At 32.9% G+C, this 13,956-nt stretch carries 10 protein-coding genes; 7 read left to right on the top strand and 3 right to left on the bottom strand.

Annotated elements, in window-relative coordinates:
• Positions 1–16 precede the first annotated feature (16 nt).
• From H8K90_RS06670 to H8K90_RS06645, 6 genes are all read left to right on the top strand, one after another.
• Positions 17–1,207, top strand: a complete 1,191-nt coding sequence (locus tag H8K90_RS06670) for an efflux RND transporter periplasmic adaptor subunit (protein WP_186845135.1) — start codon at positions 17–19, stop codon at positions 1,205–1,207.
• Entirely contained in the window at positions 1,200–4,736 is a 3,537-nt protein-coding gene (locus H8K90_RS06665) for an efflux RND transporter permease subunit (RefSeq protein WP_186845134.1), read from the top strand. The genes H8K90_RS06670 and H8K90_RS06665 overlap by 8 nt, the downstream gene beginning before the upstream one ends.
• A 157-nt stretch (positions 4,737–4,893) precedes the next feature.
• A complete protein-coding gene (aspS, locus tag H8K90_RS06660; protein WP_186845133.1) occupies positions 4,894–6,648 on the top strand; it encodes an aspartate--tRNA ligase in 1,755 nt (584 codons plus the stop codon).
• A gap of 46 nt (positions 6,649–6,694) precedes the next feature.
• Entirely contained in the window at positions 6,695–8,476 is a 1,782-nt protein-coding gene (locus tag H8K90_RS06655; RefSeq protein WP_186845132.1) for a chloride channel protein, read from the top strand.
• A gap of 61 nt (positions 8,477–8,537) precedes the next feature.
• Entirely contained in the window at positions 8,538–8,783 is a 246-nt protein-coding gene (locus tag H8K90_RS06650) for a hypothetical protein (protein WP_186845131.1), read from the top strand.
• Positions 8,784–8,958: 175 nt separating this feature from the next.
• On the top strand, positions 8,959–9,150 hold the full coding sequence (locus tag H8K90_RS06645; protein ID WP_008269621.1) for a cold-shock protein: 192 nt from the start codon (positions 8,959–8,961) through the stop codon (positions 9,148–9,150).
• A gap of 62 nt (positions 9,151–9,212) precedes the next feature.
• Here H8K90_RS06645 and H8K90_RS06640 read toward each other — a convergent pair whose 3' ends face one another.
• The 3 genes from H8K90_RS06640 to H8K90_RS06630 are packed head-to-tail and all read right to left on the bottom strand — an operon-like array spanning position 9,213 to position 12,785.
• The gene (locus tag H8K90_RS06640; RefSeq protein WP_186845130.1) at positions 9,213–9,671 is read right to left on the bottom strand and encodes a protease complex subunit PrcB family protein; all 459 of its coding nucleotides are present in this window, start codon (positions 9,669–9,671) and stop codon (positions 9,213–9,215) included.
• A gap of 12 nt (positions 9,672–9,683) precedes the next feature.
• The gene (locus H8K90_RS06635; RefSeq protein WP_186845129.1) at positions 9,684–10,133 is read right to left on the bottom strand and encodes a nucleoside deaminase; all 450 of its coding nucleotides are present in this window, start codon (positions 10,131–10,133) and stop codon (positions 9,684–9,686) included.
• A gap of 24 nt (positions 10,134–10,157) precedes the next feature.
• Positions 10,158–12,785, bottom strand: a complete 2,628-nt coding sequence (locus H8K90_RS06630) for a T9SS-dependent M36 family metallopeptidase (RefSeq protein ID WP_186845128.1) — start codon at positions 12,783–12,785, stop codon at positions 10,158–10,160.
• 167 nt (positions 12,786–12,952) lie between these two features.
• Here H8K90_RS06630 and H8K90_RS06625 point away from each other — a divergent pair, with 167 nt between their 5' ends.
• On the top strand, positions 12,953–13,948 hold the full coding sequence (locus H8K90_RS06625; RefSeq protein ID WP_186845127.1) for an energy transducer TonB: 996 nt from the start codon (positions 12,953–12,955) through the stop codon (positions 13,946–13,948).
• The last annotated feature ends 8 nt before the right edge of the window (positions 13,949–13,956 follow it).

Genomic DNA, 13,956 nt, shown 5'->3' with positions numbered 1-13,956 from the left:
ACCATAATATCAAATCATGAAAAAATTATATACCATAGTATTAGTCGCAATGCTTTTAGTCTCTTGTGGAGGAGAAAAAAAGAAGAATTCTGTAGAAAACGTTTTAGAAAGTAACAATATAGAAACTATAAGAAAAAAACGTGGAGAATTAGTTAATGAGCAACAAGCCATTAACGAAAAAATTAAATTACTCGATGAAAAAATAAAAGCCATCGATACGGTAAAACACGTACCTCTTATTACAACCTTTACTGCTAAAACTGAAAAGTTTGAACACGTTTTAGAGCTACAAGGAAATGTAACCACTAAAAATTTGTTAACCATAACACCAGAGTATAATGGTATATTAACAAATGTGTATGTTAAAGAGGGACAGAAAGTAAGCAAAGGACAATTGCTAGCTAAAATTGATGATGGTGGATTAAGCCAACAAGTTGCTCAATTACAAATACAAGCAGATTTGGCAAAAACTACATACGAGAGACAAAAACGTCTTTGGGATCAAAATATAGGCAGTGAAATTCAATTTTTACAAGCTAAATCAACATACGAATCGCAACAAGAAGCTGTAAGCCAATTGCAACAGCAAATAGCTAAAACCGCTGTTAGAGCACCATTTTCTGGCACCATAGACGATGTTATAACAGAACAAGGAAGTGTTGTAGCAGCAGGACAATCACCTTTAATGCGAATAGTTAACCTAGATAACATGTATATCGAAGTTGAAGTACCAGAAAGCTACGTCTCAAATGTTGTTAAAGGCAAAAAAGTAGAAGTAAATATTCCTGTTTTGGGCAAGACTATTGACACCCAAATCCGTCAGGCAAGCGATTATATTAATCCTGCAAACCGAACATTTAAAGCAGAAATTGAAGTGCCTAATAAAGATAAAGATATAAAACCTAATCTTACTGCTCGTTTAAAAATAAACGATTACACCAATGAAAATGCCATCTTAATTCCTCAAAGTGTTATTTCAGAAAACGCTGATGGTGAACAATATGTGTATATAGTAACGGACAAAAACGTTGAAGGAATTGGTACAGTAAAACGTTTGATTATTGAAACGGGTAAAACACAAGGAGACGTCATTGAAGTTTTAAAAAATCTTGAAAATGGTGTAGAAATTGTTAAGGAAGGCGCACGTAGTGTTAAAGACGGACAATCTGTTGAAGTAATCAACTATAAAGAAGAAAACAATGGCTAATAAGAAAAAGAAAAATACCGAAAAAGAGTTTGGGTTTTCGTCGTGGGCAATAAATAATAAAACTACGATGTATGTTCTTATTGCAGTCTTCTTCTACTTAGGTGTTTCTGCTTTTTTTAGCATGCCTAGGGAGAATTTTCCTGAAGTGAACGAAACCAAAATTTACGTAAGTACAGTATTTCCGGGCAACACTGCAGAAGATATTGAGAAGTTAGTTACAGATCCTTTAGAAGACCAGTTAAAAACTGTAAGTAACGTAGTTGAAATTACTTCCACCTCTCAAGAAGATTATTCTATGCTTATTGTAGAGTTTGATGAAAACATAACTGTAGAGCAAGCAAAGCAAAAAGTAAAAGATGAGATAGATAGTGAAACTGCTGGAGAAGATTGGCCAACATTTAATGGTGCAAAGGTAGAACCAGATGTTTTTGAATTGAGTCTTTCGGAAGAAATGCCAATCCTTAACATCAATATTTCTGGCGATTACCCTATTGAAAAACTTAAAGATTTTGCCGAATATCTTCAAGATGAAATTGAAGATTTACAGGAAATCAAAAAAGCAGATATAAGAGGAGCTCAAGAAAAGGAAGTCGAAGTTGCTGTTGACATCTATAAAATGATGGCTGCAAAAGTTACGTTCAGTGATATTCTTGGTGCAATAAGTCAAGGAAACATAACACAATCAGCTGGTAACTTAAAAGCTAGTGGACAACGTCGTACCATTAGAATTATTGGAGAAATCGAATCACCATCTGAACTCGAAAACTTTGTTGTAAAATCTGAAAACGGAAACGCAATCTATTTAAAAGATGTTGCTTCTGTTTCATTTGAAGAAGAAGACAAAACTACTTTTGCTAGAAAATCTGGTGAACCTGTTGTAATGCTCGATGTTAAAAAACGTGCTGGAAAAAATATGGTTGCAGCAGCAGAGCAAATTCAAGTCATTGTTCAAGACGCTAAGGACAATGTGTTTCCGCAAGACTTAGAAGTGTCTATCACTAACGATCAGTCTTCTGTAACTATTGGCCAAGTTGATGACTTAGTAAATAACATCATTTTTGGCGTCATCTTAGTAGTTACCGTTTTAATGTTCTTCCTAGGGTTTAAAAATGCTCTATTTGTTGGGTTTGCTATACCAATGTCTATGTTTATGTCACTCATGATATTAAGCTTAATTGGTTATAGTTTAAACACCATGGTGCTTTTTGGTTTAATTATGGGACTTGGAATGCTTGTAGATAACGGTATTGTAGTTGTTGAAAATGTCTATAGATTAATGGATGAAGAAGGCATGAGTCGTATCGAAGCAGCCAAGAAAGGAATTGGAGAAATAGCGTTCCCAATTATTATTTCAACCTTAACCACGGTTGCTGCCTTTGTACCATTAGGACTTTGGCCTGGCATTATGGGAGAATTTATGAAGATTCTGCCTATAACATTATCTATTGTACTTGGTTCTTCATTGTTTGTTGCTATATTTTTCAATTCAGTATTAGTATCACGCTATATGACAACTGAAGATAAGGATATGCCTATAAAGCAAATCATTAAAACGACTTCAATTGTTGCTGTAATAGGGTTACTCATCTTATTATTTGGAGGAGCCTACAGAGGTTTAGGTACTATAATGATCTTTACAGCTTTAATGATGTGGGCTTATCGCTTTTTTATTAGAAAATGGGCTAATAATTTTCAAAATAAATCTTTAGTTAAACTTGAAAATTGGTACGAACGTCAATTACGAAAAGCACTATCTAAAAGAAAACCATATATATTAAGTATTGGAACTTTTCTATTATTAATTGCAGCATTTGTAGCATTTGGTATTTCCCTTGCTACACAACGTACAAAAGTTGAGTTTTTCCCAGATAATAAACCAAACCAGATTATTGTATATATAGAATATCCACAAGGTACAGCCATTGAAAAAACCAATGCGATTACTGCCCAAATAGAAAAACGCGTATTTGAGGTTATTAACCAAGATAAATACATGGATAATGGCAGAAATTTCTTAGTGGAAAGTGCTGTGTCGCAAGTTGGTGAAGGTGCTGGAAATCCACAAACCGATGGTGGATCTTCTGCTGAAATGCCTCATAAAGCCAAGATTACAGCTTCAATGCGAGAGTACAAATACCGTCGAGGAGAAGATAGTGAACTCTTGCGCCAAAAAGTACAAGAAGCATTAGTTGGCATTTATCCTGGCGTACTAATATCTGTAGAGAAAAATGTTGATGGACCACCTGCTGGTTCACCAATAAATATTGAAATTGAAGGTGACGATTATAATGAGCTTATTGCGACTGCAGAAAAAATGCGTGAATTTATTAACTCTAAAAATGTAGCTGGTATTGATGAGCTAAAAATTGATGTTAATAAAGATAAGCCGACCATGTTAGTGGAAATTGATAGAGAAAAGGCTGGTGAATTAGGTGTGTCTGCAAGACAAATTGGTGATCAATTACGTAATTCAATATTTGGGTCTAAAGCCGGAATTTACAAAGAAGACGGAGACGATTTTGATATATATGTGCGTTTTAATGAAGCTAATAGATATAACACTAGCGCGCTATTTAATCAAAATATAACCTTTAGAGATAATACTGGTCAGATTAAAGAAATTCCATTATCTGCTGTTGCTAAACAAAAAAACAATTCTGGTTTTAGTGCCATAAAGCATAAGGACACTAAGCGTGTGGTTACAGTTTACTCTGCTCTAGCGCCAGGTTATACAGATGCTGGAGCGATTGTAACGCAGATTCAAAATGAAATGAAGAGCTATGAAGGTTTACCTGATGGTATTAAAATAGATTATACAGGTCAAATTGAAGAACAAAATAAACAAATGGCTTTCCTTATGGGAGCATTCTTTACAGGACTTGGATTAATCTTCTTTATTTTAATTTTTCAATTTAATTCTGTTTCTAAACCAACAATAATAATGCTCGCTATATTTTTGAGTTTTATTGGTGTGTTTGGTGGTATAGTGTTATCTGGTAGTGCCTTTGTAATTATGATGACGATGGTTGGTATTATTTCACTAGCCGGAATTGTAGTAAATAATGGTGTGGTACTTTTAGATTATGCTCAACTCTTAATTGATAGAAAGAAAAACGAACTCGATTTAGACGAGGATGAATATCTTCCTAATGAAGACTTATTTGAAAGTATTGTTAAAGCAGGTAAAGCACGTCTAAGACCTGTATTATTAACTGCAATAACAACTATATTGGGGTTAATTCCTTTAGCTATAGGTCTAAACATTAACTTCTTCACATTATTTGCAGATTTTAACCCTAACATATACATGGGTGGAGATAATGTGGTTTTTTGGGGACCATTAGCATGGACCGTAATCTATGGTTTATTAATAGCTACGTTCTTAACGTTGATAGTGGTACCAATTCTTTTCTATCTAAGTGTTAGACTAAAAATGTGGATGAATAAAGATAGAGTGGCAAAATCACCAGAAGAGGAATTACCTCAAGAAGTTTTTAATTTAGATAAAAGAATTGACGAACAGTTCTAAATGATATAATTGATATTTTACTATCAATTTACAATAAACCTTTTTATTGAGAATTAGTGAAGGTTTGATTAATAGCGAGAAAAGCCTCAACAATTGTTGAGGCTTTTTATATAATTATACCATAAGTTGCTTAAATTTGCACGATTAAAATTTCAATATGTATAGAAGTCATAATTGTGGTGAATTAAGAGCCACAGATAGTAATACAGAAGTTACACTTTCTGGTTGGGTACAAGGGGTAAGAGACAAAGGATTTATGATATATATCGATTTACGAGATCGATATGGTATTACGCAATTATATTTTGACGAAGAACGTACTCCAAAAGATATTATAGAAAAAGCACAGAATTTAGGTCGTGAGTTTGTTATACAAGTAAAAGGACAGGTTATAGAACGTGCATCTAAAAACCCAAATATTCCAACAGGAGATATAGAGGTTTTAGTTTCAGAATTAACGGTTTTAAATAAAGCGTTAGTTCCTCCTTTTACAATTGAAGACAAAACGGATGGTGGTGATGACATAAGAATGAAATATCGTTACCTAGATATTCGTCGTAATCCTGTAAAGGAAAGCTTAATCTTTAGACACAAGGTAACACAAGCGGTTAGAAATTATCTATCTAATCAAGATTTTATAGAAGTTGAAACACCCTATTTAATAAAATCAACACCAGAAGGTGCACGCGATTTTGTTGTGCCTTCTCGTATGAATGAAGGTCAATTTTATGCATTGCCGCAATCGCCTCAAACCTTTAAACAATTGCTTATGGTTGGTGGCATGGATAAATATTTTCAGATTGTAAAATGTTTTAGGGATGAAGATTTACGTGCAGATAGACAACCGGAGTTTACACAAATAGATTGCGAAATGGCTTTTGTTGAGCAAGAAGATATTCTAAATATTTTTGAAGGCTTAACTAGACATTTACTAAAAGAAATAAACGGTGTTGAAGTAGAAAAATTCCCAAGAATGCTCTACGATGATGCGATGCGTTTATACGGAAATGATAAACCAGATATTAGATTTGGGATGGAATTTGGTGAATTAAATGAAGTCGCACAGCATAAAGATTTTGGTGTTTTTAATAATGCGGAATTGGTTGTTGGTATCGCTGTACCTGGCGGAAATAGTTACACAAGAAAAGAGATTGACAAGCTTATTGATTGGGTAAAGCGTCCACAAGTAGGTGCTTTAGGTATGGTTTACTCGCGTTGCAATGAGGACGGCACATTTAAATCTTCGGTAGATAAATTTTACGACCAAGACGATTTAGCAAAATGGGCAGAAGTTACAGGTGCAAAATCTGGCGATTTAGTTTGTGTATTATCTGGAGACAAAAATAAAGTAAGAGCTCAGCTAAGTGCTTTACGTATGGAATTAGCAGAACGTTTAGGACTTAGAGACCCAAAAGTATTTGCACCGCTTTGGGTAATAGATTTTCCATTATTAGAATTAGATGAAGAAACGGGTCATTACCATGCTATGCACCATCCATTTACATCACCAAAACCTGGACAAATAGAATTATTAGATTCTAAACCAGGCAAAGTAAAAGCTAACGCCTACGATTTAGTTTTAAACGGAAATGAAATAGGAGGAGGTTCTATTCGTATTCACGATAAAGCAACACAAGCCATAATGTTGAAACATTTAGGCTTTTCTGATGAAGAAGCAAAAGCACAATTCGGCTTCTTAATGGATGCTTTTGAGTATGGCGCTCCACCACATGGAGGTTTGGCTTTTGGTTTAGACAGACTGGTTGCCATTTTAGGAGGCCAAGAAACCATTAGAGATTTTATAGCTTTCCCTAAAAACAATTCTGGTAGAGATGTAATGATTGATGCACCTGCACCAATTGATGATGAACAGCTTGCAGAACTAAGTTTAAAATTGAATTTAAAATCATAAATAATTAAATCCTGCTTCTTGCAGGATTTTTTATTAGATTTAAACTATGCCAACAAAATCAAATTTTTTTAAACGTTTTCTCATCTGGAGATATAAGCACATCTCCGAAAAGAACTTTGTGTTTATTTTAAGTTTAGTTATTGGCTTATTAGCAGGATTAATTTCTGTATTAATAAAAAATATCACCTTTGCAATTGAAGCTATATTTGAAAAAGGGATAATTCTATCTGAAAATAGCATCTATTTTATTCTGCCAATCATTGGGCTTTTTCTCGTATACTTGTTTGTAAAATATATCTCAAAAAAACCGAGTGGACATGCTATACCTTCAATATTATATTCTTTATCAAAACGAGACGGTATTTTAGACAAAAAAAATATTTACCTACCATTAATTACTGCACCTTTAACTGTTGGTTTTGGTGGTTCAGTTGGTTTACTAGGTCCTGCAATACTATCAGCTTCATCATTAAGTTCTAACTTAAGTCGGTTACTACATATTGATAGAAAAACAAGAAGTTTATTAATTGCTTGCGCATCTGCAGGAGCTATTGCTTCAATTTTTAAGTCACCCATTGCAGCTGTTATTTTTGCAATTGAAGTTTTTAGTTTAGATCTTACATTTGCTTCCTTATTACCACTTCTAATTGCCTCTGTTTCATCTGTTATCACCTCCTATTTTTTCTTAGGTGACAGCGTACTTTTCAATTTTACGGTGTCTGATAAATTTGCTATTAAAGACACCTTTTTTTATATCTTATTGGGAATTGGAACTGGAATAGCATCTATTTATTTTTCGAAAATCTATTTTGGTATAACATCGTTTTTCAATCGATTTAAATCTGCAAGACATAAACTTATTATTGGCGGATTAGCCATTGGTGTTATGCTCTTTTTTATTCCTCCACTCTATGGTGAAGGTTTCGGTTTTATTAATAACTTAATGTTAGGCAATGACATTGAGGCTTTAGGCAATACTCCTTTCGATTCGCACATAGATAATATATGGATTGTAATTGGCTTGCTTTTTGGCATTACTATATTTAAGGCTATTGCCATGACTACAACTTTTGCTGCTGGTGGAACTGGCGGAATCATTATACCAACATTAGTAATGGGAAGTGCATTAGGAAATGTAGTTGCCAAGGTGATTAATAATTGTGGTTTAGGTTTTTCGGTCTCTGAAGCTAATTTTACACTAATTGGAATGGCCGGCCTTATAGCTGGTGTGCTGCATGCACCTTTAACTGCCATTTTTTTAATAGCAGAAATTACGGGTGGCTACGAATTATTTGTACCATTAATGATTACAGCTTCTATGTCCTTTATTATTAATAAGAATGGATTAGACTATACAATATATACCAAAGAACTTCTAGAAAAGGGAGCGCTTTTAACACAAAATAAGGACAAAAGTGTATTAACCTTAATGAAATTAGATACGGTAATTGAGCAAAATTTTATTCAACTACATCCAGAAATGTCATTAGGTGAAATGCTTAAACATGGTGTTTCTAAATCTAACAGAAACCTTTTCCCTGTTACCCACACTGATGGCAGTTTTATTGGCATACTTTTACTAGACAATATAAGATCTGTAATGTTTGAACAAAGTTTATATAATTCTACTACTGTTGAAACCTTTATGCAAAAACCACCCGAAATAATATATTATGAAAATGATTCTATGGAAAAGGTGATGCAAAAATTTCAAACATCTCGTGCATGGAATTTACCTGTAATTAAAGATAATAAGTATTATGGGTTTGTGTCTAAATCTAAATTGTTAACTGCTTATCGAAAGGAATTAATTAATTTTACATCGTAATAATTTAATGGACAGTCATATTGAATATAATCGTATTGACCATTCTTAATATTTAAAATTAGTGAAACCAATACACATCATAACTCTTATTGCTTTTTTAGCCTCAATTACTAGTATAGTATGTGGTCTTGTTTTGGATGTCAATTATGCTCAAAAACTTATTGGTTTTGGTGTTGTTGGCTTATTTTTAGTTGTTTTTCCTTTGTTTTCGTATTACAGATGGAAAGGTAAAGACGTTAAAGATTATATGCTTACAAAAGAAAACCTAGATAAAATGCGTGAGAACCAACGCGAAAATAAAATTTAGTTTTTCACAGAAAGAAGTCATAAATTTACTTAATCGCTTTATTCGCAGTACTTCAAAGGCCATAAAGAAGTTATATTTAACTCATTAATTTTCAATATTTTAAAATAAAACGATTTATTAACAATGGCATTAATATAAATTATATCTTTGTACTTTAATTTTTATTTATATTATAATGACTGGAACAGTTAAATTTTTCAATGATTCAAAAGGATTTGGATTCATTACCAACGAAGAAACAGGAAAAGACATCTTTGTACACGTATCAAACCTTAATGGCGTAGAATTACGCGAAGGTGATAACGTAGAGTACACAGAAGAAGAAGGAAGAAAAGGAATGGTAGCTGCAAACGTGCAGGTATTATAAGTATATATCTTACAAGTTTCAACGCTCAATCTTTGATTGGGCGTTTTTTTTTGTGCGTTTTTTTAAGGTGTTATGAATAAAATAGGCAATTCACTTTTAGTAATCTTAACAATATAATAAGGTTGCGTCATTATACTAGTAGCCATTCCTTGTGGAGAATTACGACTAATACTAACTTCAATATTTTTGGAATTAGGCTTAATCTCTACATCTAAACTGTGTCCCCCAGAAGTTTTAACATCATCAAAAACAGCAATAACTGAATATTTAGAAAAATCTACTTTAGATTCTGAAAAACCAGCAGATACCTTATTAACACTATTCATTTTTGCCATTAAAACTTGCCAATCTTTTTCATTATTAATAATAAGATTCTGTGCTATAATGTTCTCTTCACCTGAGCCATAAAGATCCCCTTTGGCAATTAAAGTAATGTCCTCTTCACTCATCTTTTCTTGGTTTTGTGTGGATTTACAGTTTAATGCAAATAGTAGTATAAAGGTTACTAAAATCTTATTCATTATTAATTAGTTTTAATTCAAATTACGCTTTTCAATAAAAAAACGTTTCATTAATTCTGAAGCTTCTTCAGCTAAAATTCCTTGGACTACTTTAGTTTTAGGGTGAAGTTTTGTTCCCATGGCTTTAAATCCTCTTTGCTCGTCTGAAGCTGCATATACAATTTTAGAAATTTGGCTCCAATATAAAGCACCTGCACACATTTGGCAAGGTTCTAAAGTTACATACAATGTACAGTCTGTAAGATATTTTCCGCCTAAAAAATTAGCTGCTGACGTTATGGCTTGCATTTCTGCATGAGCTGTTACATCGTTTAGAAGTTCAGTAAGGTTATGTGTTCTGGCAATAATTCGGTCTTTGACTACGATAATAGCACCAACCGGAATTTCACCTTTTTCAAAAGCCACCTCAGCTTCCTGAAGTGCCTTTCGCATAAAATATGTATCGTCAAATGGATTTATCATAAATGAATTAAAAAAACCAAGATACTAATTCTTAATAATTTTTTCATTGTAATTAAAGTTATCACCTTTAATATTTAAAATATACAATCCAGATTGTAATTGACTTGTGTTTATAGTAATAGCATTAAATAATTCTTTTCTCATTTCTAACACTACTCTACCATTAATATCTACCAAAGTAATTGCTGCACTTCCATAATTATGACGAGTTGAAATTATTAATTCTGTTTGCGTAGGGTTTGGAAAAACCTTTAAGTTATCTTCAGAAAATTCGTCAACGCTTAAACTAGAACAATTAGCCAATGATGGATCATCACTTGGTGGCATTGTAAAATCTTCCATTTGATCAATTCTAGAGTCCGAACTTCCTTGTTGAGCACCAAAGCCTAATCCACGCGCAGCAAATACCTCCCAAATAATGCATTGATCTACTCCACCAGTAGTAGCCATATCAGCTGCTAAAATAGCATCTCTACCATCTACAAAACCAGGACTACAAGGTTGTAACTTTAAACCGTCAATAACCAATTTCATCACTCTGTTATTACCTCCATTTCCATTATACAAATCTGAATCAAAACCATATTTATCAATGTAAGCCCAAGTTAAATCCCATAATACAGTTGCCCAAACAAAACCAATACCATGTGGTTGAGCAAGTGTATTAGATGCATTATATGTAAATCCATTCTCAGAAAAATCAGTAGTATAACGTGCTGGACGTATACCACCACCACTTACAGGTTGACTTATTGCAAATGTTCCTATACCTCTTCCATCATCAGAAACATCTGTTGGTTTCATTGTTACCATTAGTCCAAACCAATCGGACCAACCTTCACCCATTTGTTCATTATTAAAAAGACAATTAGCAGCAGCTGGTCCTCCGGCTAATCTATTTGAAATACCATGTCCATATTCATGTGCTATAATTCCATTATCAAAATCTCCATCTATAAAATCTGTTATATCTGGTCCTAATAAGCTAGCGGTAATATTGTCTCCATTAATAAGGGCAGAAATAAGTGATTCACCTATAGCCTGTGGAAGCATTAGCGAAGGTATTGACACAAAATCTCCTTGAGCTCCTGCACCCATAACAATAGCTGCTCCAGGTTCATTATTAACTACAATAGCAGCTACTGCACCAGCATTCTCAGCGGCTAATACTTTTGCCCCAAACTCACATGTTCCTCGTCTTATAACTGCAATATTACCATTGAGTGCTGCTGAATTAGTAATTCCCTCGCAAGCATCATAAATATCAGTACCTGTATCAGTTGCTAATACTAAACTAGATGTAATAGGTGTTATAGAAAATATATCTCCAAATCCAGCTCCTACACCTTCATAAGTACCTGCCAAACTTCCATCATCAATAATAACTCTTGGACTAACACTTACTCCAGGTGGAGACCATAAGAACATCTGCATTCTTGGATTAAAACCATCTGGTGGAGTACCAAAGTTAGCATTGTTAAAGCCACTACCATCTTGTGCGTCTGCAAAAACAAAATCATTACCAGAACCTAGGTTACTATAATTAGTCTTTTGAAAATTTCCAGCACTCTCATTAAAACCATGCTGAAACCAAATATCATGCATCATATTATTGAGGTAAAACAAATTTGTAATTGCCGCTTCTTGATAGTCTAATGGAGATAAATTAAAATCTAATGGAAAGTCAAAATTTAATGTCGCTGTTCCGTTAGGAGAAAAACTGTTTCTAGGATTATTACCCTCAATATCATCTTTAGCATAAACATTATTACCTCTTGCTATTGTATATTCTGCACCTATAATTCCATTATCATCATGCCAACCAAAAGGTGATGCATCATCACTTGCAGGCTCTGAGACTATCTGTCTTACACCATGATTAGGGCTTTCTATTGGTAATGCAAAAACATTATAATTAGAACCATCTACAAGAAACGAATTTGGAGATGTAACTAAATTATTAAAATCTACCTTCTTGGTGTGTTCTGAATGCTTATGACTTTTATCAAACGTACATGATAAAATCAAGTCATTCTTTTCTATAATTTCATTATTTAAAGCATTTACTCTAACACTCCACCAATGCTTGTTATCTTTTGCATAGATAATAAAATCCCAAGCTAACAGTAAACTTTCTTCTTGTTTTACATAAACCAATTCAGCTGATATTTCTTCCGTTGAAATACCTGCATTAGAGAACACATAACGATTCCCTTCTTGTTCTAGTTGCTGTATGTTTTGTAAAGACCCTAATTCTAATTGTGTAGCAACTTTCTGAATTGCAGAAACAGGAGAATTAGAAGGAGATGTAGAATTAACCTTACTAGAAATAGCATTTAAAAATCTATTTGCGTAATAAAAGACTTTACCATCTTTAACTGCGACACTAGAGATAGCATTAAAAATTCTAATTCCTTCAAACGTCTGATTAACATATAATTGGGTTATATCTGTGCTTTCAGAATAATGTGTGTTGTTTATAACCAAATGTTGTAAATCTTGGCTTTCAAATTTAAAATCTGATTTTTTATCTTCTAAATATTTAATTATCAATGTTACATATTCTGAAGATTTAAGATCATTTTGACCAAATACGTGTGAAGCTGATATTACCATTAATAGTAATATCAGAAATAAGTTGTTCTTTTTCATAGAGTTAGATAATAGCTACCTATAAGTCTTAAAAACTCGTTTAGACTTACAAATTTCTTTTTCGTTTTTCTCAAATGTAAGGAATCATTAAGGATATTGAAAACCTAACGCATTGTCCCTTTAAAAATCGGCAAGAAATTTGATGACATATAACAAAGCTATTAATTATGAAACCAAACTATTCTATCTCAATACCTGCACCTTGCCACGAAGAATGGTCTAAAATGACTCCAAATGAAAAAGGTCGGTTTTGCCAATCTTGTTCTAAGACTGTTGTAGATTTTACTAAGATGAATGTTAATGAAATTCAAGATTATATACAACTTAACAAAGACAAACGCATTTGCGGACATATTAAGCAAAGTCAGCTAAATTCGATTAATCTGAAAGTTCCTGAAAGTATTTTTAATCAACATTTAAACTTTCATAGATTATTTCTTTTAGCATTATTACTTACTATGGGAATGACTCTTTTAAGTTGTGAAGACGAAAAAGGAAAAACTAAAAAAATTGAAAGTGTAGAAATTATTAAATCACATAAAAAATCTATTGATTCTATTTTTAAATGTGAAGGAATTAAAGAAACTCATCAAGATTCGATCAATAAAAAAGGAGTGAAAGCTTCAAAAGGTAAAATAACTGAGCAACAAATTCTAGATGGTATGATGGTTATTGAAACAGGTGATATAGAAGTAATACCTAATGATATAGATAAAGAAGAACTTATTGACATAGATTCATTGGAAATTGAAATTCCAGAAATTGTAGGAGAAATAATAGTACCACCTCAAGAAGAATTTGTATCTGGTCTTTTAGTTTTTGAAAATCCACCTGAATTTGAAGATACACCTAAAGACTTATCTCGCTCTGAAAAGAAAAAACACTTATCTAATCGAGTAACAGAAATAGTACAAGATAACTTTAATCTAAAAATTGCAGAGAGCTTAAACTTAAAAGGTAAACAAAGAATTTATACACAATTCAAGATTAACGAAAATGGAGCTGTTGAAGATATCAAAGTAAGGTCCTCAACACATTCGGCATTAAAAGCAGAAGCCATTCGTGTCATAAAACTTCTACCTTTGTTTAAACCTGGAAACCAGCGTGGTAAAAATATAGCTACGATATACACCTTACCCATAGTTTTTATAATTGAAGACTAATAAAATCT

This window comes from Winogradskyella echinorum, from assembly GCF_014297365.1.
GTDB classification, from domain to species: Bacteria; Bacteroidota; Bacteroidia; order Flavobacteriales; family Flavobacteriaceae; genus Winogradskyella; species Winogradskyella echinorum.
The sequence above is the reverse complement of the archived record's forward strand: the minus strand, read 5'-3'. Positions and strand labels throughout refer to the sequence as shown.